The sequence below is a fragment of the Streptomyces alboflavus genome (assembly GCF_000716675.1).
GTDB classification, from domain to species: Bacteria; Actinomycetota; Actinomycetes; order Streptomycetales; family Streptomycetaceae; genus Streptomyces; species Streptomyces alboflavus.
In genome coordinates this window covers 279765-300737 of the sequence record NZ_JNXT01000002.1, presented here as the reverse complement: position 1 = coordinate 300737, position 20973 = coordinate 279765, and the positions used below count along the sequence as shown (strand labels likewise).

Here is a 20973-nt window from a genome sequence, read left to right as displayed (position 1 = left end):
GCCAGTCGCACCCCGGTGGGAGCCCCGTCACACCCGCCGCCAGCGCGCGCACGCCCAGGAGAAGAGGCCGAACGCCACCAGCGCCACCGCCACCGCCATGAGCAGCCACGGGCCCGCCGGGGTGTCCCGGAACGAGCGCAGCACGTCGTCCATGCCCTTGGCCTCCCCCGGCTTGTGCCGTACGGCGGCCACCAGGACGAAGACCCCGGCGACGGCGAAGACGGCGCCGCGGCCGCTGCCGCCCACCACACCGAGGGTGTCCACGGTCCGCCGTACCGGGGTGGACATCTCGTTCATCCGCAGATGCTTGTGGTACTTGCGCCGCATCGCCCGCACAGCGATCCACACGCCGGCCACGGCCACGCCCGCGCCGACGGCGCCGACGATCCACTGTCCGGCGGGCCAGCCGAGCGCGGTCGCCGTCACGTCGTCGCTCTGGCGGTCGGAGGAGCCGCTGCCGCTGCCCTTGTCCCCGGTGACGTAGGCGAGGACCGAGTAGGCGACCACTCCGTAGAACACGGCCCTGGCCGCCGACGCGAGCCGCTTCCTGGCCTTGTGGCCGTCCGGTCCCGCCTGCCCGAACAGCGCCTCCGAGAGCCGCCACACCGCCATGCCCACGAGGGCGAGCCCGAGAAGCCACAGCAGGGCGCTCCCGAACGGCTTGTCGGCGATCTCCGTCAACGCGCCGCCCCGGTCGGCCTGCTTCCCGCCGTCGTCGGCGAACGCGATGCGCAGCGCGAGGACGCCGACGAGCGCGTAGAGCACGCCCCGCGCCACGAATCCCGCGCGTGCCGCCGCTCCGACACCACGCCCCTTCGCCACTCGGTGCGCCTGCTGTGTCCCGTCGCGTACGACACCGTCGAATCCCATGGCCCCGCGAGTGCCCCGCTCCCGCGGCACGATGCGCGCGAATCCGCCACGCGGGAGCGGCGGGCGGGCGGTGGAGGGCCGATGCGCCTTCCGTGCCCTGTACATGAGGGCCGTTGAAGCGCACGCGGCGGGGTACCCGGAGGGCAGGCTGAACCAACCGTGTGAGGGTGCGTCATGTCGGATGCTTCGCTGCGGGCCGTCGGCTGGGCCCAGTCCTTCCCCGTGTCCCGGGGCGTCAGGGCCGGGCGGGAGTGGGCCCGCGCCCACATGGAGTCCCTGGGGTGGGCGCACACGGACCCGGACGCGGTGGACTCCGTCGTCCTCGCGGTGTCCGAACTGGTCACCAACGCCCACCACCACGCCCGCACCAGCGCCCAGGTGGTGCTGACCTGGGACGGCAAGGGGCTGCACCTCACCGTGCACGACTCCGGGCCGGGATCCCCCGCGCCGCGCTCCGCGGACGACAGCAGCGTCAGCGGCCGCGGCCTGGCCATCGTGGACGCCCTCGCGGACACCTGGAGCATTCACCCCACGGCGGACGGCAAGACCATCACCGCCTGCTTCAAGGGCCCCGACGACGCCCCCTGCTCCCGCCGCGAGACCTGACCCGCGAGGACCCGAGCCGCGCCGCGGGTATGGACTTGCCCGCGCGGCCTCCCTACGCTCTGCCCTCACGAACTGAGAGCGCTCTCAGCAACTCTGGTCCACCACACCCCCGTTGGAACGACGAGAGGTCCCCCACTGTGAGACGCACCGCATCCGCGAGACGCACCGGCGGCACCCGCCTCGGCCTGTCCGCCCTGCTCCTGATGGCCACCTGCGCCGGTACCGGGCTCTCCTCCGCCGCTGCCGCCGACCGCGAACCGGCCGCCGACCCCGCCTCCCGGCCCCCCGCCTCCGCCGCCCTCCTGGACGCCATGGAGCGCGACCTCGGCCTGACCCCCGCCGCCGCCCGCGAGCGGCTCGCCGACGAACAGCGCGCCACCAGGACCGAACGGGCGGCCCGCAAGGCCGCCGGTGCCGCGTTCGGCGGCGCCTGGTTCGACGAGAAGCGCGGCGGGCTCACCGTCGCCGTGACACGGCGGGGCGCCCTCGCCGACGTCCGCGCGACCGGCGCCGACGCCCGCCTCGTCGAGCACAGCGCCAAGGAGCTGAACGCGGCGAAGGCCCGCGTCGACAAGCTCGACGCGCCTGCGGACGTGGCCAGTTGGCGCGTCGACCACAAGGCCAACCGCGTCGTCGTCGACGTCGTCGCCGGACACCGTGGCGACAACGATGTCAGCAGCTTCCTGCGGAAGGCGCGCGCCACCGCGCCCGTGCGCGTGGCGACGGTTCCCGAGGGGCCGCAGACCTTCGCCGCGGGGACGGTCGGTGGCGACCCGTACTACACCGGCAACGTCCGCTGCTCCATCGGCTTCTCGGTGCACGGCGGCTTCGTGACGGCCGGGCACTGCGGGCGCGCGGGCGCGTCGGTGCGCGGCTGGGACGGGTCCGCCATGGGCACGTTCCAGGGCTCGTCGTTCCCGGGTGACGACTACGCGTACGTGTCCATCGGGCACGGCTGGTGGACCGTTCCGGTCGTCCTCGGCTGGGGCACCATCCCCGACCAGCTCGTGCGCGGCTCGGCGGAGGCGCCGGTCGGCTCGTCGATCTGCCGCTCCGGGTCCACCACGAAATGGCACTGCGGGCGTCTGCTCGCCAAGAACGAGACCGTCAACTACTCGGACGGCACGGTCGTGCACCAGCTGACCAAGACCAGCGTCTGCGCCGAAGGCGGTGACTCGGGCGGCTCGTTCATCAGCGGCGACCAGGCCCAGGGCGTGACCTCCGGCGGCTGGGGCAACTGCAGCAGCGGCGGCGAGACGTGGTACCAGCCGGTGAACGAGATACTCGGGCGCTACGGCCTGCGGCTGCACACCGCCTGATCACGGAAGTCCGCTCGGACCCTGTGCACCCGCGCCCGGGCACGCACGCGAACCCCGGGGCGCCGACAGCCGCGCACACGTCACACGGCTGTCGGTGCCCCGGCGGCGCTCAGTCCTCCAGGGCGTCCACGACGTCGTCGAGGCGGACGAACTTGAAGCCCGTGGCCTCGCGCCCGGACGCCTGCGGGGTCTCGTCGCCGTCCTGGACGACGAGGAGCCCGTGCGGGTACTTGGCGCCGAGCGGGGCGTTCAGGGCGGCGGCACCGTCGCACTCCTCGGAGCCGTCGAGGGCCGTGGAGGCGGCGGTGACGCGGAAGCCGCCCTCGTACTCGTTGTCCTCGCCGCGCTCGCGATCGTACGCCGCGAACGTGTTGTCGCCCTGGCTTGAGGCGAGGACGTAGCCGTCGCCGTCGCGCTCGGTGAGCAGCGTGAGGCCCTCCACGTCGGCGGCGAGCCGCTTGCCGCCGTAGCCGGGGTCGGCGCCCGGCACGCACTCGTCGGTGTCCTCGTCGTAGGTGCCGGGCACGCCGTACTCACGCACCTTGTCGACCAGGGTGGGCGTGCCGGTGAGGTCGGCGCGCAGCCGCCAGACGCCGACGTCCTCCTGGCCCGCGTAGAGGGTGCCGTCGGCGGGGTCCACGACCATGCCCTCGACCTGGGGCAGTTGGCCCGGTTCGCCGCACGGCGTCCAGGAGGTGCCGTTCGGCAGGCGGAAGGCCGACGGCAGGTCGAGGGTGCGTATCGTGCGGTAGCCGACCGTGCCCGAGCGGCCGGGCAGCAGCTCCAGGAGGGCGACGCGGGTCCGCTCCCGCCTGCTCACGACGGCGTACGAGCGGCCGGTGGCCCGGTCGGTCCAGGTGGCGAGGCCGTAGGCGGTGCGCTGTTCGTTGATCTCGCCCTGGCCGGCGGAGAAGACGGGGGCGGCGGCCGGGTCGGTGACGTCGGTGAGCGGGCCGCCGGGGCGGTCGCGGTCGATGCGGTAGAACCGCAGCCGGTCGTTGCCGCGGTCGGTGGTGACGGCGACGTCGGCGCGGCCGGTGGACAGCTTGAGGCCGTGCACCAGGTCGACGTTGTTGAAGCGGCCGGGGGCGTCGCCGGGCGCCGGCCCCGCGGGGGCGGGCAGGTGCTGCACCTGCCGCGCGTCGAGGTCGTACACCCGAAGGCCGCCCTCCTTGGCGGTGGCGACGACCAGGCTGCGGCCCGGGTCCGCGGTGTTCCGCCAGATCGCCGGGTCGTCGGCGTCGGAGTTGCCGCCCGCCTCGTCGTCGTACAGCGGCGCCGTCTCGGCCCGGGGCGTGAGCGCGGGCAGGGCGCCGGGCGCGTGCGCCTGCACGTGTGCCTGCGCGGGGGCCACGGCGGCGAGCGCGGCCAGGGCGGTCGCGACGGCGAGGATGCTCGGTCTGCGGATACGGGCCTTGGGCACGGAAGGGCTCCTTCGGTTCCTGACGGACGCAGCGTGTGACGGCTGCGGTGCTTGACGGCTGCGGTTGTTGACCGCTGCGGCTGTCGACGGCTGCGGTTCTCGGCGGACTTCGGTTCGTCCCGGACGCGCGGCGCGCACCCGGCGTCCTGTCCGACCGCGTGCGCTCGCAGGCTCTTACGTGCTCATGCAGGGTGACGGGTGGACGTACGCCCGCGGAAGAGCACACGTCATGCGCATAAACGGCATGCGCATGACGGGGACACTGGCGCGAAAGCGCCCCCTGCCCGGCCCCCTCCCCCGGCCGACAATGGCGGCAGTCGGACACGGGACGGGGGATCCGGTGAGGTACACGTGCTGCCCTGACGGAACGTGGGAGCGGGCCGCCGCCCGCCCGGCGCCCGCGCTCAGGCCCGGTGTCGTCGGCTACCGCGGCTTCCGGTTCGACCTGGCCAGGGCCCGGCGGCGGCTCGAACTCCCCGACTTCATGACGACGTTGGTGATCCTGTTCGGGCAGCGCCTGAGCGTGTGGGAGGCCGCGGGCCCGGGGCGCGCCACCCGGTCGACGTACGGCTCCGTGTACGCCGGGATGCAGTCGCGGGCCCGGCTCGGCGAGCACGACGGTCGGCTCAGCGGCGTGGAGGTGGTGATCGCCCCCTGGGCGGCGTACACGCTCTTCCGTACGCCGATGAACGCGCTGGCCAACCAGTTGGTGGAGCCCGCGGATCTGCTGGGGCACCGGTTCCGGGGCCTGGACGAGCGGCTGGGCCTGTGTCCTGACTGGGCCACGCGCTTCGCGCTCCTGGACACCACCCTCATGAGCTGGCTCCAGGACGGGCCGCACGGCTCGGCGGAGGTGCTGTGGGCCTGGCGGCGGCTCAACCGCACCGCGGGCAGGATCCCCGTGCACGCCCTCGCCCGCGAATGCGGCTGGAGCGAGCGGCACTTGGAGCGGCGCTTCGAGCAGCAACTCGGTCTGCTCCCGAAGGCCGCCGCGCGCGTCCTGCGCCTGCGCAGCGCCGTCGGCCTGCTGTCCCAGGGGCACAACGGCGCCGCGGCCGCCTCCCTCGCGGGCTACTCCGACCAGGGCCATCTGAGCCGGGAGTTCAAGGGCATGACGGGCTGGACCCTGTCGCGGTTCACCCGCACCCGCGGCCTCGCCCACAGCGGCCCTGCGGAGGTGGACCGGGGCGAGCGCAGGCCGACGAGCCTGGTCCTGCCGGACTGACCCGGTCCCACACTGTCCCAGCGTCCGCCCGCGCGCGTTTCCCGGACACCGGCCCTCGCATACCGGATCGAGCCATCCCCCGGCGAAGTCGGTTTTCTTCAATACGTCCCCGGGCCCCTTTGCGAGGCTGCGTCGCACGACCGGCGTGGCCGGCGTCTCGCGGGCGCCGACGCGGCGCCGGGCCGGACCGGCTGACCACCGGAACCCGGCATCCACCCGCCCGAGCCAAGCCATCGCCCCAGCGGCGATCAGCAGCGGAAGACAACGGGGGAAGCACATGCCCATGCCACGCGCCGAGAGCGTGCGTGCCGTTCTGGAGGCCGACGGGCACACCGTCGTGCACAGGCTCTCCGGACAGCGGCACGCCATCGAACTCCTGCAGGACATCGGCCGGTTCGTGCCGCAGTACACGGGCACCGTCGAGCACGAGGTCGTGCACCGGCCCGGCAACGACGGCCGCGCCTACTCGCAGAGCCGCAACACGATCCGCGCCCACACCGAGGCCCCGGGCTGGGACCCGAGCCCGCGCCACCTCGCCCTGTACTGCCACCGCCAGGCCCGCTGCGGCGGCGGCCACACGGACCTGCTCGACGGACGGCTCCTGGAGAAGCTGCTCGGCCCGGCCGAGCACGCCCTCCTCACCGAGCCCCGGCTGGCCTTCCCCGGCCCCGGGGCCGGGACGGTCACCGTGCCGATGCTGTACGAGGAGGCCAACGGCCGCCCGGTGCTCAGGTTCAGCTACAACCTGCTGACCGCCGCCGACTACGACGCCGCTCTCGACGCCGCCCCGGATCCCGAGCTGCTGCCGCTCGGGCGGGCGGGCGCGGCCCTGGCCCGCCGGGTCGGCGAGCTGTTCGACCAGTACCGCACGCGGATCCTGGTGCCCGACGGGTGTCTGCTCATCTGGGACAACCAGCGGATGCTGCACGCCCGTTCCGCGTACGAGGACGCCGAACGCCACCTCACCCGCTACTGGATCGCCGCATGAGCGGCCGGGGAACCCGCACGGTGTCGGGCCGCAGGCTGGCCGCCCTGGTGCGTGACCGGTGCGCGGACGCGGACCTCGCGCACGATGTCGACGTGGTCGGCCAGGTGCTCCCGTTCAAGGTGAGCGGCCATGTCATCGACCATCTGGTGGACTGGAAGAGCGCCCCCGACGACCCGCTGTACCGGCTGCTCTTCCCGCACCGCGACATGATCGACCCGGCGCACTTCCGGGCCGTGGAGCGCGCCCTCGGGGACCCGGCGGAGCTGCGGGCCACCGTGGCCGCCGTCCGCCGCGACCTCAACCCGCACCCCGGTGAGCAGCTCACCATGAACATCCCGCGCCTCGACGAGGGCGACGACGGCAGCGCGGTCGAGGGCGTCCAGCACAAGTACGCCCAGACCGCGCTCGTCTTCCCCCGGCACGGCCAGACCTGCCACGCGTACTGCTCCTACTGCTTCCGCTGGGCGCAGTTCGTGGGCGACCCGGGGCTGCGCATCGCCGACGACGGGCCGCGCCGCGTCACCGACTATCTGCGGCACCATCCCGAGGTCAGCGACGTCCTGTTCACCGGCGGGGATCCGCTGGTGATGCGCACCGACCTCCTGGAGCCGTACGTGGACGCGCTGCTGCGGCCGGGCCTTGAGCACATCACTACGGTGCGCATCGGCACCAAGGCGCTGTCCTTCCACCCGGCGCGGCTCGTGAGCGACCCGGACGCGGCGCCGCTGCTGCGGCTCCTGGAGCGCATCGTGCGGGCGGGGCGGCACGTCGCCGTCATGGTGCACGTCTCGCACCCGCGCGAGCTGGAGCCGGACCTGACCCGGCTCGCCGTCGCCGCCCTGCGTGCGACGGGCGCCGAACTGCGCTCGCAGGCGCCCGTCGTGCGGCACGTCAACGACGACCCCGGCGTGTGGGCGGACTCCTGGCGCGCCCAACTCGCCCTCGGCATCCACCCGTACTACCTGTTCGTCGAGCGGGACACCGGGGCGCGGCGCTACTTCGGCCTGCCGATCCAACGCGCGTACGAGATCCACCGGGACGCGACGACGCAGCTCTCGGGGCTCGGGCGCACCGCGCGCGGTCCTGTCATGTCGACGACCGAGGGCAAGGTGACCGTGGACGGGCCGACGCGGCTCCCGGGCGGCGAGTGGGCGTTCTCGCTGCGCTTCCTCCAGGCCCGCGACCCCGAGCTGGTGGGCCGTCCCTTCCACGCCCGGTGGGACCCGGACGCGCAGTGGTGGTCCGATCTCGTCCCGTCCGCGGACCACGACCGGCGGTTCTTCCCGCGGGGCGCGCCGCCCGTGCCCGTACGACAAGGGGGCCCGCGCTGAACGCCTCCCCGGCGGGCTCCGCGACGGGTGTCGCGCTCGCGGCCGTGTCCGCCTGCACCTTCGGCACGGTCGGCCCGGCCACCAAGGTCCTCGACTCGGCGGGCCTGACGGCGATGGAGATCGCCCAGGCCCGCCTGTCGGTCGCGGCCGTGCTGCTCCTCGCGTTCGTCGCCCTGACCCGGCCGCGGGCGCTGGTCGCCGCGGCGCGGGAGGCCTACGGCGTCATCGCCGTGCTCGGCGTCTGCTCCTTCGCGACGCTGCAGACCCTGTGCGGTGTCGCCGTCGCCCGCATACCCGTCGGCGTCTTCGTGGTGCTGCAGTTCCTCGCACCGGTCATCGTCGTCGGCTGGCTGCGGTGCGTGCGGCGGGTGCCGCAGCCCCGGCTCGTGTGGACGGGGACGGCCGTGGTGCTCGTGGGGCTGCTGCTCGTGGGCGAGGTGTGGTCGCGCCTCCGGCTCGACGTGGTGGGCGTGCTCGCGGCGCTGGGGACGGCGGCGGCGCTCTCGGTGCGCTTCCTCGTGGCAGGGCGGGCGCTGGTCAAGCACGATCCGGTGACCGTGACCGCCCTCGGCATCGCGGTCGGCGCGCTCGCCCTGAACGTCGTCTCGCCGGTCACGGGCTTCCCTTACGGCATGCTCGGCGACACGGTCCACCACGAGTCGGTGTCCGCGCCCGTCTGGGGGGTCGTGCTGTGGGCCGCGTTCGTCGCGACGCTCGTGGCGTACGTCAGCGGCATCGCGGCCCAGCGGTTCCTGGCGCCGTCGGCGGCGAGCCTGTTCGCGACGCTGGAGGTGGTGGCGGGGGCGGGGGCCGCGTATCTGTTCCTCGGCCAGACGCTGACGCCCGTGCAGTGCGCGGGCGTCGTCACGGTCCTGGCGGGGGTGGCCCTCGCACAGCGGACGATGCGCACCTCCGCACGCCCGGGCCCGCGGCCCGTCGGCCCCCTGCCGCCCGCGGGATCGCCCCTTCCGATGGCGGCGGAGTCCCGGCGCACGGTGACAGAACCCCACGAGAGCCCGAGAGGAACCTGAACGATGGACGAGCGCTTCGTCAGCAACTCCGAGGAAGACGCCTTCGGCTCCGTGATGTTCGGCGCCGTCGACAACCCGGTCATCCACCGCCTCGCCGCCAACTGGAAGCGGCGGGCCACCGTCAAGCGCGCCGACACGGACCTGCTCGACCTGTTCGACCCCGCGCTGCCCGACTACCCCGAGGAGATCGTCCCCTTCGCCGACCACCCCACGTACACCGCACTCCCGCCCGAACAGCGGTCGGCCGTCCTCACCTGGGCGATGATCGCCCTGAACCGCAACACCGAGTACTCCGAGACGCACGTGGTCAACCCGGCCTTCGGACTGATCCTGCGCGGCGAGTTCCCGGGCCTGTGGGGCGAGGCCCTGGAGGTCTCGCTGATGCAGGCCATGGTCGACGAGCAGTACCACATCCTGATGCACCGCATGGCGAGCCACGTGACCCGGGCCCTGCGCGGCGAGCAGTACCAGGAGAAGCAACTCCCCCTGCCCTACGTCTCCGTGACGCACCGTGAGCTCACCGACCGGGCGGTGGAACGCTGGCAGCGCAGCCTGCTCACGCTCGCGTTCTCCACCACGACCGAGCTGTCCATCGGCGCGTACCTCGAACTGGTCGCGGGCGCCGAGGGGGTGCAGCCCATGAACGTGGCCCTGTCGCGCCTCCACCGGCACGACGAGGTCTGCCACGGCTCGATCAGCGGCGAGCTCCTCAAGGTCCTCTACCCCCAACTCACCGAAGAGCAGCAAAGGTTCCTGCTCGACGCGCTGTGCCGGGCGTTGGAGGCGTACTCGGCCAACGACTACCGCGCCTGGGAGGCGATCATGCGCTTCGTCGGGGTCGAGGGCGGCGCGGAGATGCTCCAGGACTGCCGGTCGGCGGGGCGCACGGCGCTGTTGCGGGACTACAGCGGCCTGCACCAGGTCCTCGCCGAGCTCGACGTGCTCGACCGGCTCGAGTTCGACTGGTCGAGCGTGAAGGTGTCGGGCCGACTGCCGTACGTCCTGTGAGGAACCCGAGGAAGGGGTGCGACCGTGTCACTGCCGGAGAAGGAGAAGGGCACGTCCGGGCCCGCGTCGGGCGCGCGGGACCCGGGCGCCTCGGCGTATCTCGTCGACGCGGACGCCGCGCGCGCCGTCGCGGTGTGCGCCCTCGGCGCGCACGGCGTGGACGACGAGTCCTGCGCGCTCGTCGCCGACGCCCTCGTGGAGACGTCGGCGCGCGGGATCGGCACGCACGGCCTTCGGCTGCTGCCGGGCTATCTGGACGACCTCGCGCGGCGGATCGCCAATCCGGCGCCGCGGATCGCCGTGGTCCGGGAGAACGGCCCTTCGGCGCTGCTCGACGCGGACGCGGCGCTCGGCGTGGTGGCGGGGACGGCGGGCGCGTGGGAAGCCGTGCGGCGCGCCGCGCGGTTCGGGGTCGGGGCCGTCGTGGTGCGCAACTCCAACCACTTCGCGGCGGCCTCGATCCACAGCCGGGTCATGTCCCGGGCGGGGATGGCCGGTTGGGCGATGACGTCGGCGTCGGCGCGCGTCGCGCCGTTCCACGGGCGCGATCCGCTGCTCGGCACCAATCCGGTGAGTGTCGCGGCCGGGGCGGGCGACCACGAGTTCGTCCTCGACATGGCGACCAGTCAGGTGTGTCTGGGGACGGTACGGGAGCGGGGCCGCCGCGGCCGTCCCCTGGACCCGGGCTGGGCCACCGACGGCCGCGGGCACGCCACCCTCGATCCGGACCGGGCGGCGGCCCTGTCCCCGCTCGGCCCCGGCCACAAGGGGCAGGGCCTCGGCATGGTCGTGGCCCTGATGACCGCCGGGCTGGCCGACGCCCCACTGGACTGGGAGCTGGACCACATCGAGCAGGCGGGGCCCGGCGGCGGCCGCCGCGTCGCGCACTTCCTGCTCTGCCTGGACCCGGCCTTCTTCGGCGGCCGCGACGCCTTCGACGGGCGGCTGCGCGACCTGGTCGACACGACCCGCGCGGCCCCGCCCGCCGACGGCTCGGCGGTGCTCTCCCCCGGCGACCCGGAGCGGCACAGCGAGCGGGCTGCGGCACGGTCCGGGATCACCCTGGACGTGGAGACGACGCGGGCCTTGGAGCGTCTCGCCCGCCGCCACGGCCTGCCCGCGCCGACCCTGCGCCCCCTGCCGCGCCACGCCCCGTGACGAGCCCGCCCGCAGCACGCCCCGACGACGAACGGCATCCCATGACGAGGAGCATCCGATGAGCGCCCTCTCCCCCGCCGAACACATCTGGATGGACGGCCGCCTCGTCGCCTGGGACGAGGCCAAGGTGCACGTCCTGACCCAGTCGCTGCACTACGGCTGGGCGGTGTACGAGGGGATCCGCGCGCACCCGGCGGTGGACGGCACCCTCGCGGTCTTCCGGCTGCGCGACCACCTCGCGCGGCTCGTCCGCTCCGCCCGGGTGTACCGCATGGAGATCCCCTTCTCCGCGGACGAACTGGCCACCGCGACGACGGAACTGATCGCCGCGGGCGGGGCGGGCCCGCGCTATGTCCGCCCGTTGGTGTATCTCGGCTACGGCCAGATGGGGGTGGCCCTGGACCTGTCCGCCGTACGGGTCACGCTCGCGGCGTGGGCGTGGGAGGACCAGCCGGCGCGGGCCTGGCGGCTGATGACGAGCGCGTGGCGGCGCAATCACCAGGACACCATCCCGCCCCTCGCGAAGGCGACGGGCGCGTATCTGAACTCCTCGCTCGCGAAGCTGGCGGCGCTCGGCGCGGGCTACGACGACGCGCTGATGCTGACGTCGGCCGGTCATCTCTCCGAGGGCTCGGCCGCGAACATCTTCGTCGTACGGTCCGGCGTCCTGCACACCCCTCCGGTGCAGGACGGCATCCTGCCCGGCATCACGCGCGCCACAGTCCTCGACCTCGCGCGCGCGGCCGGGATCCCCGTCCGCGAGCGGCCGCTCGCCCACGCCGAGGCGTACACCGCCGACGAACTGTTCGTCACCGGCACCGCCATCGGTGTCGTCCCGGTCGAGTCCCTGGACGACCGCCCCACGGCGCTGCCCGCCCCGGGGCCCGTCACGGCGGCGCTGCGGGACGCGTATCTGGACGCGGTGACCGGCAAGAACACGCCGTCGGCCGACTGGCTGACTCCCGTGCCGCGACGCCACGCCGACCCGTCGGACAGGCCCTAGGGCACGCCCTGGCTGTCCCGGCGCGGCTGCGCGGTCTGGGCGAGCGCCCACAGCTCCAGGTACGCCCGCTGGATGAACGTCCCGGTCAGGGCGGGGCTCGTGTTGGCGAGCGCGACGAGCGCCACGTGCTTGCGCGGGCTGAAGCCCGCGAAGGCGGTGAAGCCCCTCGTGCCGCCGGAGTGGTGATAGAGGTCGTGGGTCGGGCGGGGGCGGATGTTCCAGATGAGGGCGATGCGTCGGCCGGTGCGCGGCAGGGCGATGCGGGGTGTCGTGACGTCGGCGAGCGCGGTGCGCAGCGTGGCGGGGACGGCGGCGGGTGCCGCGGCCGGGTCGAGCAGGGCGTCCAGGCAGGTCAGCAGGTCGCGGGCGCTGGAACGGCCCGCTCCGGCGCCGGGCAGGGCGGGGATCTGCCAGGTGGGGCGCTCCCTGCCGTGCCAGTGGCCGACGGCCTGCGGCTGGTCGGCGGCGCAGCTGGTGCGGGTCAGGCCGAGCGGGTCGAGGACGCGGGCGGCGAGCAGGGGTGCGAAGGGGGCGCCGGGGCCGTGGGCGGCGTGGGCGAGGAGGGCGCCGAGCAGGCCGACGCCGAGGTTGGAGTAGCGCACGCGGGTGCCGGGGGCGGCGCGCGGCCGGGTGCGGGCGAGGGCGGCGGCGAGGTCGGTGGCGGAGAAGGCGGCGTAGGGGTTGCTGAACCAGTGGGCCGCCCCGCTGCGCAGCAGGCCGGGGGGAAGCCGCGGCAGGCCGGAGGTGTGGGTGGCGAGGTGCAGCAGGGTGATGGGGGCGCCGCGCAGGTGCGGGGCGGCGGCGCGGGGCAGGAAGCGGGTGATGGGGTCGTCGTAGGCGACCTCGCCGCGGGCGACCATCTCGGCCAGGAGCAGGGCGGTGAACGTCTTGGTGAGGGAGCCGATCTCGAAGCGGGTGTCGGGGGCGGCCGCCGCGCCGCCGCGCAGCGCGGTGGAGCCGGTGGCGAGGACGGCGTGGTCGGGGCCGCGACGGACGGCGAGCGCCACCGCGCTCGCGCCGGGCGCGGCGGCGCGCAGGGCGGCGAGCAGGTTCACCGACCAGGCGGGCTCCCCCGGGCTCACCGCTGCTCCGCCGCCCCGCCCAGGGTGCGGGAGACCGCGAGGGTGCCGGCGATGGCGGCGACGACGGCGGTGTGCTGGTGGTCCTCGAAGCGGCGGCCGGGGTCGTCGGCGACCGGGTCGCCGTCGCGGGGCACCAGGCCGTCGGCGTGCTGGACGCGGGCGAGCCGCTCCCAGTCGGCGGGCGCGCAGTACGGCTCGGGCAGGCAGCAGCCGACGATCATCAGCTCGGCGACCAGGTCCCACTGCTCGATCTCGGCCCAGATGTCGATCCAGACGGGCAGCCAGGTGGCCACGTACGCGGTGAGGTCGTCGGGCAGGCCCGCGGGGTGGCCGCCCCAGTCGGTGAGGTGGAAGACGGTGTGGGTGACGCAGTAGCCGGTCATCCAGTCGATGAGCCAGGGCTCGGGGGTGGCGCCGAGCCAGGTGGCGCGGGCCAGGGCCGACCAGTCGTAGGCGTGCGCGCCCCGGTCGAGGCCCGCGACGCGGGCGGCGTTGGCGACGGCGAGCCTGCGGTTGGGCAGGACCTCGGCGCCGCGCACCGAGCGCAGTGCGCTGGTGTGGGCGAGCAGCCGTTCCAGGGGTTCGTGGCGGATGCCGCAGCGGGCGAAGGGGGCGTACGTCTCCAGCGGGTCGGTCATCATCGAGTACCGCAGGAGCCGTTCGTACAGCATGTCGCCGTCGCCGAACTGCCGCCAGCAGAAGTCCATCAGCTCGCGGGCCAGGCGCAGCTCGGTGCCACCGGCGGCGGACTCGCGCAGCACGAGCGAGGCGGCGAGTGCGCTCTCGCCGAGGGGTTTGTAGACGCTGTCGGGGTCGCCGAGGTCGGCGGTGGTGTCGGCGGGCAGGGCGCCGAGTTCGCGGTGGGTGTGCAGCCAGGTCAGGGCCCGCGCGCTCACCTGGTGCGCGGTCCGCGTCACGGACGCCGTCATGCGGTCTCCAGTGCGAGCAGCCGTCGGGCGATGGCGACGTCGAGCGCGAGCCGCGGGCCGCCGCCGTGCAGACGCAGGTGTTCGAGCAGGGGCACGGGGTCGAGCGGGACGCGGGTGCCCTCGGCGGCGAGCAGGGCGAGCCAGCGCGTGATGCGCGCGGCGGTGGGGAAGTCGCGGCGCAGCACGGCGCGGGTGGCGCCGCGCGCGAGGGCGAGCGGGGCGGCGCGGGCCGCGGTGTGCACGGGGCCTTCGAGTCCGGGCAGGGCGAGCGGGGAGAGCTGGCCCATGCGGACGGACCAGCGCTGCCAGTCGGTGTCGGTGCGGCCGCTGTCGTCGGGGGCGTCGGCTCCCGGATCCTGGCCGTCCGTGTCGCCGCCGCCCTGCGGCTGGTCCGCCTCCGTGAGCACGGGGGCGCCGGTGGGCCGTGGCGCGAGGGCGCCGCCCGGCTCCGCGTCGGTGAGGCGGGCGAGCAGCGTGGCCATGGCCCAGTCGCGCCAGGCGACGAGCCAGGGCTCGGCGGCTCCCGCGGGCGGCGGGTCGGGAGTGGTCACCGGGGGTGGGAAGAGGGCGAAGGACTGGGTGACGGCGGCCGCGTCCTGGGGGTGGAAGACCGCGTCGGCCAGGAGGTAGGGGGCGAAGGCGTCGGCGCCGACGACCCGGATGGCGGCCAGGGCCGCCTTGGGGTCGTCCGCCCGCTCGACGTGCTCGGCGACCATGGCGGTGCCCCCGATGCCACGGAGGGCATCGAGGGCACGGACAGCCAGGTCAGCCGCGGACGCGGCGTACGCCGTCTGCGACCGATCAGGACTCACTTGCCCTTCGGCTCCTTCGGCTCCTTCGGCGATACGAGCGCGAGGAGGAGCAGGAATCCCGCAGCCTCGGGCGCGTACGTCGGCGCGTCGCTCAGGACCGCCTCAGGCTCCACCATGGCCGTGCCTAGCGCCGTGGTGTCCGTCGGAGCGACAAGAAGCGGTGTGTGCTGAGCAAGCATCGGTGCCTCCTCATATAGACGTCGCCACTACATCCAGTGACGCCCACCCTTGCCCCAGTTTATGGCAATTCATCATTGTTGTCTGTTCAGTTCGAATCGATCACCGCGTCGCGGCTCCGATCGGCCAGCTGCTCCAGCGTCCCCGCGAAGCCGTCCCAGGCCACCTGTGCGTCGTCGGTCCCCTCGTGCGGACCCCGGAACCACTCGGTGAACTCGGCCACGTCCAGCAGGCTCCACCGCAGCCGGTAGAGCGCGAGCGCGGCCCTGTCGGGGGCCCGGCCGGTCAGCCCGGTGTAGTGGGCGAGCGCCGCCGGTTCGTCCGCGAGGAGCGACAAGTCCCGTTCGGGCAGGGCGAGTCCGACCGTGTCCCAGTCCACGAGCCGGTAACCGCCGTCGCCCTGGATGAGGTTGCCGGGGTGCGGCTCGCCGTGGGTGACGACGAGGGGGGCGCCGCTGCGGCGCACGCAGTCGGCGAGGGCGTCGAAGTGGGCCAGGGCGGCGCGCAGGGGTGCGGCGTGGGCGGCGAGCAGGCGGCGGGCCGGTTTGGCGTAGGGGCCGCCGGACCAGGTGCCGGTGAGGTCGTCAAGGGCCGCGTGGACGCCGGTCAGTCCGGCGGGCTCCAGGGTGGTGGCGGGGGTGGTGTCCGGCGGCGTCCGGTCGTGCAGCCGGGCGAGCAGGGCGAGTACGCGGTCGCGGTCCGTGTCGCCCAGCGGGTCGCCGAAGTCACCGGCGCGACCGGTGACTTGGGGGAAGACCGTGAGGGCGTACCGCGTGTCCAGCGGGACGACCGAGCCGCCGTCTGCGGCCGCGACGGGCGCGACGACGAACCGCAGGTCCTCGCGTGTGCGCAGCGTCAGCGCCGTGTCCATGGCCCGGCGCAGACCGGTGAGCGCCGTCGCGGCGTCCGCCCCGCAGTGCGCCTTGTGCTCCAGGTCGGAGACGGTGACGAACCAGTCGCGCCCGTCGTCGCCGGTGACGTACCAGTGGTAGTCGCCGAAGCCGACGGGCGCGTAGGTCACAGCGGTGGGGGTGATGCCGTAGGCCGCGAGACCCCGCGAGAGGGTTTCGTCGCGCACATTCTCAGGAAACGCCTTCATGCACGCACGCTAACAACCGCCGTGCGGCGGCGGGCACTTGGCGGCTCCGCCGCGCGCCGGCCGCCGCATCCGGGGCCGGTCCCGGCGTCAGGCGGGGAGTTTGAGCAGCGTTGCCCACTCCTCGATGGCGGGCCGCTCGGCCAGGTCGGTGAGCGCCGCGTCCACGCCGTACGTCTCGCGCCAGCGGCCGACCAGGGTCATCAGGCGCACCGAGTCGAGGCCGTAGTCGACGAGGTTCTCGTCGAGGGGGATGTCGGCGGGCTCCTCGCCGAGTACGTCGGCGATGTCCCGGCGGAGCTGATCCAGGGTCAGGGTCGGGGTCACGGCGGTCAGATCCCTTCGAGGACGGAGTCGGTGGTGGTCACCACGGCGCAGCGCCCGGCGGCCCAGCGCAGCGCCATCGCGTGGTCGTCGGCGGAGAAGTCCGCGACGGCGTCGGCGACGACGAACGCCTGGATGTCCCGCATCCACGCGTCGCAGGCCGTCATCAGGACGCCGATGTGGGCGTAGATCCCCGTGATGACCAGCTGGTCGCGGCCAAGGGCGCGCAGCTGGTCCTCCAGGTCGGTGCGGACGAACCCGCTGTACTTCCACTTCGTGAGGACCTTGTCCCCGGGTGCGGGCGCGACGGCGGCGGCGATGGCGGCGGCGTGCGGGTCGTCCGGGAGTCCCGAGCCCCAGAAGTCCTGCTGGAGGCCGCGCTGCTCGGGGGTCTGCCCGCCGGGCTGGGCGGTGTAGAGCACGGGCACGCCGAGGGCGGCCGCGCGCTCCTTGAGGCCGCGTACGTTGGCCAGGAGGCCGGGCACGGGCGCGGCCTCGGTGTCGTACGCGGACAGGAAGTAGTTCTGCAGGTCGTGCACGAGGAGCACGGCGCGGGCCGGGTCGACCTTCCAGTCGACGCGGTTGGCCGGCAGCTCGGCGGCGGTCGGCAGGGGGTAGGGGGTGATGGCGGGCAGGGCCATGATGCTGGGTTTTCCGTTTCGGCTGGTCAGAGGGTGCCGGGGCGAGGCCCGGCGGGGTCGGTGGGGCCGGTGTCCGCGGCACCCGCCCTGAGGTCCTTCTTGGAGATCTTCCCGACTCCGGTCTGCGGGAACGCGTCCACGAACTCCACGCGGTCGGGCACCTTGTACGCCGCGAGGCCGCGCTCGCGCACGAAGCGTTTGACGGCAACGGGCTTGAGGGGCTCGGCGCCCGCCTTCAGGATCACGTAGGCGCAGGTGCGTTCGCCGAGGTACGGGTCGGGTTCGCCGACGACGTTGGCGTCGTGGACGGCGGGGTGGGCGAGGAGGTGGTTCTCGATCTCCTCGGCGGCGATCTTCTCGCCGCCCCGGTTGATCTGGTCCTTGGCGCGGCCCTCGACGACCAGGTGGCCCGTGTCGGTGAGCCGGACGATGTCGCCGGTGCGGTAGAAGCCGTCGGCGGTGAAGGAACGCGCGTTGTGCTCGGGCGCGTTCCAGTAGCCGCGGATGGTGTAGGGCCCGCGGGTCAGCAGATGGCCGGTGGCGCCGACGGGCAGGTCGTTGTCCTCGTCGTCGACGACCCTGATCTCGTCGTCCGGGGAGATGGGGCGGCCCTGCGTGGTGACGATGGTCTCCTCGGGGTCGTCCAGGCGCGTGTAGTTGACGAGCCCCTCGGCCATGCCGAAGACCTGCTGGAGGGTGCAGCCGAGCGCGGGGCGCACCCGCCGGGCCGCCTCCTCGCTGAACTTGGCGCCGCCCACGAGCAGGACGTCGAGGCTGGTGAGGTCGTGGTTCGTGGTCGCGGCGGCCTCCGTCCACACCAGCGCGAGCGGGGGCACGAGGCCGGTGAGGGTGACGCCCTCGCGCTCGATCAGCGGGAAGGCGGTCTCGGGCGCGGGCTGTGGGCAGAGCACCACGCGGGCACCGGCGTAGAGCGCGCCGAGGGTTCCCGGTGAGGACAGCGGGAAGTTGTGGGCGGCGGGCAGCGCACACAGGTAGACGCTGTGCTCATCGACGCCGCACAGCTCGTTGGAGCCCCACAGCGAGTAGATGTAGTCGTCGTGGGTGCGCGGGATGAGCTTGGGCACGCCGGTGGAGCCGCCCGACAGCTGAAGGAAGGCGAGGTCGTGCGGGGCGGGCCCGGCCGGGTCCAGCGGCTCGGCGGGTTCGACGGGCACGTCGGCGAGGGCCTCGAACTCGCCCGCCTCGCCCTGGGCCACCCACACGTGCCGCAGCGTGGGCACCTCGGCGCGGACCTTCGCGGCGAGCGTCCGGTAGTCGTAGCCGCCGTGTTCGGCGGCGATGACGTAGGCGGCGGCCTCGGTGAAGCGGCAGAAGTAGGCGATCTCCGTCTCACGGTGCGCGGGCAGCGCGAACACCGGCAGCGCACCGACGCGGAACAGCGCGAAGATCACTTCGAAGAACTCGGCGATGTTGGGCAGCTGCACCACCACACGGTCGCCCGCCGTGATGCCGCGGGCGAGCAGTCCGGCGGCGAGCCGGTCGGCGCGGGTGTCGAGCTCGCCGTAGGTCCAGCGGCGGTCGGTGGCGGGATCGACGACGGCGATCCGGTCGGGGTGCGCGGCGGCCCGTGCCCGCAGCACGCCCCCGAAGGTCTCGCCGCGCCACCAGCCCGCGGCGCGGTAGCGCTCGGCGAACTCCCGCGGCCAGGTGGGCGCCTGGGCCTCCCGTGCGGCGTCGGACGCGACGGTCACAGCTCGGCCCCCACGGCGGCGAGGAAGGTGCGGAACTTGGCGGCGGTCTCGGCCGTCTCGGCCTCCGGCTCGGACGCGGCGACGACGCCCGCGCCCGCGAAGAGCCGCAGGGAGTCGCGCTCGGCCTCCGCGCAGCGGATGGTGACGACCCATTCGCCGTCGCCCGCCGCGTCGCCCCAGCCGACCATGCCGGTGAAGAAGCCGCGGTCGAAGGGCTCGCTGTCGCGGATGACCTCGCGGGCCGTGTCGGTGGGCGTGCCGCAGACGGCGGGCGTCGGGTGCAGCGCGCAGGCCAGTTCGAGGGCGGAGGCGCCCGGGCCCGCGAGGGTGCCGGTGACGGTCGTCGACAGGTGCCACATGGCGGCGGTACGGATCAGGGTGGGCTTCGCGGGCACGGTCATGTCCGCGCAGAAGGGCGCGAGGGCCTGGTGGACGGCGTCGACGACGACGGCGTGCTCGTGCAGGTCCTTGGCCGACTGCAGGAGCGCGGCCGCGCGGCGCACGTCCTCGGCGAGGTCGTCGCTGCGCGGTATGGAGCCGGCGAGGGGGTTGGCGATGACGCGCCGCCCGCGCCGGGACACCAGCAGCTCGGGGCTCGCACCGATGAGCGTGCGGGCCGGTCCTGTCGGCAGCGCGAAGGTGTAGCCGCCGGCGTCGCGCCGGGCCAGGCGCTGGAGCATGGCGGGGACGTCGAGGGGCTCGGCGCAGTCGAGTTCGAGGGTGCGGGCGAGGACGACCTTGCTGAACTCGCCGCGCCACATGCGGTCGACGGCGGCGGCCACGGACGCGCCGTACACCTCGGGGGCCGGTACCTGGCGGATGCGCCAGTCCGCGCGGGCGGGTGCCTCGGCGGGCAGCGCGATCAGCGGGTCGGCGGCCAGCGGCGGCGCGGTGCGCAGGGCCGCGGGCACCGCGAGGGCGGCCGGGGCGCTCTGGTCGAACGGCACCGCCCCGACGACGACGGGCGACTCGGCCCCGTCCGCGCGGGCCTGCCCGAGCGTCTGGGCGACCCGCGCCGCCAACGGTCTCTCGTCGTGCGGCACTTCACTGTGCGCGCCCTGCCCGAGCAGGGTGCGGGTGGGAGTACCGAGGAAGCGGGCGCCCGGCCGGTAGTCGGCGAGGAGCGCGGTGGCGGCTCCTACGGCGGGGTGGGCCGGGTCGGCCAGGGCGGGGACGTGTGTGGCGACATCGGGTGCCGTCGACACGGAGGGCTCCGTTTCTCCCGGGCCCGTGCCTCCGGTGGGAGGTACGGCCGCGGGTGCGGGGGGTGGGTGAGAAATACCTGTGTCCTGCCGATGGCGGCGGACGTGCGGATGCGAGGGGGCGGCGGCGCGTCAGCGCAGGGTGGCGCCGCCGTCGACGTAGAGCTCTTGCATCGTGATGTGCCGCGCCCGGTCGGAGGCGAGGAAGAGGACCGCCTCCGCGATGTCGCGGGGCGCGGCGATGCGGCCCAGCGGGATGCCGGTGCGGAAGGTCGCGGGGTCGCCGTCGACCACCCGCTGCGGGGCCGCGTCGTCGGTCCACAGGGCGCGTTGCATCGCGGTGTCGGTGGATCCGGGGGCGACGATGTTGCAGCGCACGCCGCTGCGGGCGAGTTCGAGGCCCAGGCACTTGGTGTACATGGCCGCGGCGGCCTTGGAGGCGGCGTAGGCGGCCATGCCGGTACGGGGCACTCCGGCCGCGTTGGAGCCGACGGTGACGATACTGCCGCTGCCGCGCGCGGCCATGCGGGCGCCGACGGCGCGGGAGGTGTGGAAGACGCCGGTGGTGTTCACGGCGAAGGTGTCCGCCCAGTCCTCGTCGCTGAGCCGGACGGCCGGACCCGGGCGAAGGATTCCGGCCACGTTGACCAGGATGTCGAGCGGGCCGCGGTCGCGTTCGACGGCGTTCACGGCGGCTTCGACGGCCGCGGCGTCCGTGACGTCCATGACCTGCGCGGTGATGGTGCCCGCGGCGGTGGCGGCGCCCGGGGGCGGGTCGCCCACCGGATCGGCGGCCAGCTCTTCCAGGCCGTCCACGGTGCGGTCGGTGGCCAGGACGTGGGCGCCCTCGGCGGCAAGCAGCCGGGCCACGGCCGCGCCGATTCCCTGTCCGGCCCCGGTGACCAGGGCGGTCCGGTCGGCCAGTTCCGTGCGGTCGCCGGATATGGGTACAGGCATGATCAACTCCCCCCGCTGTTCTTAGGTAAGCCTAACCTTAGATGAGTCGAGCGCGGGACGCTGCCCCGCCTCGGGTGGC

The 20973-nt window shown here is 74.4% G+C and carries 21 protein-coding genes; 9 read left to right on the top strand and 12 right to left on the bottom strand.

Going from position 1 to position 20973, the window contains the following annotated elements:
* Positions 1 to 27: 27 nt before the first annotated feature.
* Complete coding sequence (locus tag OO63_RS02815) at positions 28 to 870, bottom strand: DUF1206 domain-containing protein (protein ID WP_078618803.1); 843 nt, start codon at positions 868 to 870, stop codon at positions 28 to 30.
* Positions 871 to 1044: 174 nt separating this feature from the next.
* Here OO63_RS02815 and OO63_RS02810 point away from each other — a divergent pair, with 174 nt between their 5' ends.
* Complete coding sequence (locus OO63_RS02810) at positions 1045 to 1476, top strand: ATP-binding protein (protein WP_030356795.1); 432 nt, start codon at positions 1045 to 1047, stop codon at positions 1474 to 1476.
* Positions 1477 to 1679: 203 nt separating this feature from the next.
* Positions 1680 to 2795, top strand: a complete 1116-nt coding sequence (locus OO63_RS02805) for a S1 family peptidase (protein WP_051810483.1) — start codon at positions 1680 to 1682, stop codon at positions 2793 to 2795.
* A gap of 109 nt (positions 2796 to 2904) precedes the next feature.
* Here OO63_RS02805 and OO63_RS02800 read toward each other — a convergent pair whose 3' ends face one another.
* Entirely contained in the window at positions 2905 to 4218 is a 1314-nt protein-coding gene (locus tag OO63_RS02800; RefSeq protein WP_030356797.1) for a phytase, read from the bottom strand.
* 340 nt (positions 4219 to 4558) lie between these two features.
* Here OO63_RS02800 and OO63_RS02795 point away from each other — a divergent pair, with 340 nt between their 5' ends.
* The 7 genes from OO63_RS02795 to OO63_RS02765 all read left to right on the top strand — a co-directional run bounded on the left by OO63_RS02795 (position 4559) and on the right by OO63_RS02765 (position 11962).
* The gene (locus OO63_RS02795; RefSeq protein WP_125262708.1) at positions 4559 to 5443 is read left to right on the top strand and encodes a helix-turn-helix transcriptional regulator; all 885 of its coding nucleotides are present in this window, start codon (positions 4559 to 4561) and stop codon (positions 5441 to 5443) included.
* A 277-nt stretch (positions 5444 to 5720) separates the two neighbouring features.
* Complete coding sequence (locus tag OO63_RS02790) at positions 5721 to 6431, top strand: TauD/TfdA family dioxygenase (protein WP_030356799.1); 711 nt, start codon at positions 5721 to 5723, stop codon at positions 6429 to 6431.
* Positions 6428 to 7762 carry a KamA family radical SAM protein gene (locus tag OO63_RS02785; protein WP_051810462.1) on the top strand — a complete coding sequence of 445 codons (1335 nt, stop codon included), beginning with the start codon at positions 6428 to 6430 and terminating at the stop codon, positions 7760 to 7762. Before OO63_RS02790 ends, OO63_RS02785 begins: the two co-directional genes overlap by 4 nt.
* The gene (locus tag OO63_RS02780; RefSeq protein WP_078618799.1) at positions 7648 to 8793 is read left to right on the top strand and encodes an EamA family transporter; all 1146 of its coding nucleotides are present in this window, start codon (positions 7648 to 7650) and stop codon (positions 8791 to 8793) included. The genes OO63_RS02785 and OO63_RS02780 overlap by 115 nt, the downstream gene beginning before the upstream one ends.
* Positions 8794 to 8796: 3 nt before the next feature.
* Positions 8797 to 9801, top strand: a complete 1005-nt coding sequence (locus OO63_RS02775; RefSeq protein WP_051810460.1) for a diiron oxygenase — start codon at positions 8797 to 8799, stop codon at positions 9799 to 9801.
* 24 nt (positions 9802 to 9825) lie between these two features.
* A complete protein-coding gene (locus tag OO63_RS02770) occupies positions 9826 to 10959 on the top strand; it encodes an Ldh family oxidoreductase (RefSeq protein ID WP_051810459.1) in 1134 nt (377 codons plus the stop codon).
* Between the two features lie 58 nt (positions 10960 to 11017).
* Entirely contained in the window at positions 11018 to 11962 is a 945-nt protein-coding gene (locus tag OO63_RS02765) for a branched-chain amino acid transaminase (protein WP_033263708.1), read from the top strand.
* On the opposite strand, the gene OO63_RS02760 is transcribed toward OO63_RS02765, so the two are convergent.
* From OO63_RS02760 to dhbA, 10 genes are all read right to left on the bottom strand, one after another.
* Positions 11959 to 13044 (bottom strand): serine hydrolase domain-containing protein, encoded by a 1086-nt coding sequence (locus OO63_RS02760; protein ID WP_199819443.1) that lies wholly within the window; start codon positions 13042 to 13044, stop codon positions 11959 to 11961. The genes OO63_RS02765 and OO63_RS02760 overlap by 4 nt on opposite strands.
* The gene (locus tag OO63_RS02755) at positions 13041 to 13973 is read right to left on the bottom strand and encodes a DUF6895 family protein (RefSeq protein WP_030356806.1); all 933 of its coding nucleotides are present in this window, start codon (positions 13971 to 13973) and stop codon (positions 13041 to 13043) included. The genes OO63_RS02760 and OO63_RS02755 overlap by 4 nt, the downstream gene beginning before the upstream one ends.
* Positions 13970 to 14785 carry a hypothetical protein gene (locus tag OO63_RS02750; RefSeq protein WP_051810458.1) on the bottom strand — a complete coding sequence of 272 codons (816 nt, stop codon included), beginning with the start codon at positions 14783 to 14785 and terminating at the stop codon, positions 13970 to 13972. Before OO63_RS02750 ends, OO63_RS02755 begins: the two co-directional genes overlap by 4 nt.
* Complete coding sequence (locus OO63_RS02745) at positions 14782 to 14964, bottom strand: hypothetical protein (RefSeq protein ID WP_030356808.1); 183 nt, start codon at positions 14962 to 14964, stop codon at positions 14782 to 14784. The genes OO63_RS02750 and OO63_RS02745 overlap by 4 nt, the downstream gene beginning before the upstream one ends.
* 86 nt (positions 14965 to 15050) lie before the next feature.
* Positions 15051 to 16061: a phosphotransferase gene (locus OO63_RS02740; protein ID WP_030356809.1), complete on the bottom strand. Its 1011-nt coding sequence runs from the start codon at positions 16059 to 16061 to the stop codon at positions 15051 to 15053.
* Between the two features lie 87 nt (positions 16062 to 16148).
* On the bottom strand, positions 16149 to 16394 hold the full coding sequence (locus OO63_RS02735; protein WP_030356810.1) for a phosphopantetheine-binding protein: 246 nt from the start codon (positions 16392 to 16394) through the stop codon (positions 16149 to 16151).
* Positions 16391 to 17023: an isochorismatase family protein gene (locus tag OO63_RS02730; protein WP_030356811.1), complete on the bottom strand. Its 633-nt coding sequence runs from the start codon at positions 17021 to 17023 to the stop codon at positions 16391 to 16393. The genes OO63_RS02735 and OO63_RS02730 overlap by 4 nt, the downstream gene beginning before the upstream one ends.
* 26 nt (positions 17024 to 17049) lie before the next feature.
* The gene (locus tag OO63_RS02725) at positions 17050 to 18735 is read right to left on the bottom strand and encodes a (2,3-dihydroxybenzoyl)adenylate synthase (RefSeq protein ID WP_030356812.1); all 1686 of its coding nucleotides are present in this window, start codon (positions 18733 to 18735) and stop codon (positions 17050 to 17052) included.
* Positions 18732 to 19940: an isochorismate synthase DhbC gene (dhbC, locus tag OO63_RS02720; RefSeq protein WP_030356813.1), complete on the bottom strand. Its 1209-nt coding sequence runs from the start codon at positions 19938 to 19940 to the stop codon at positions 18732 to 18734. The genes OO63_RS02725 and dhbC overlap by 4 nt, the downstream gene beginning before the upstream one ends.
* Positions 19941 to 20069: 129 nt before the next feature.
* The gene (dhbA, locus tag OO63_RS02715) at positions 20070 to 20894 is read right to left on the bottom strand and encodes a 2,3-dihydro-2,3-dihydroxybenzoate dehydrogenase (protein WP_030356814.1); all 825 of its coding nucleotides are present in this window, start codon (positions 20892 to 20894) and stop codon (positions 20070 to 20072) included.
* Positions 20895 to 20973: the final 79 nt, after the last annotated feature.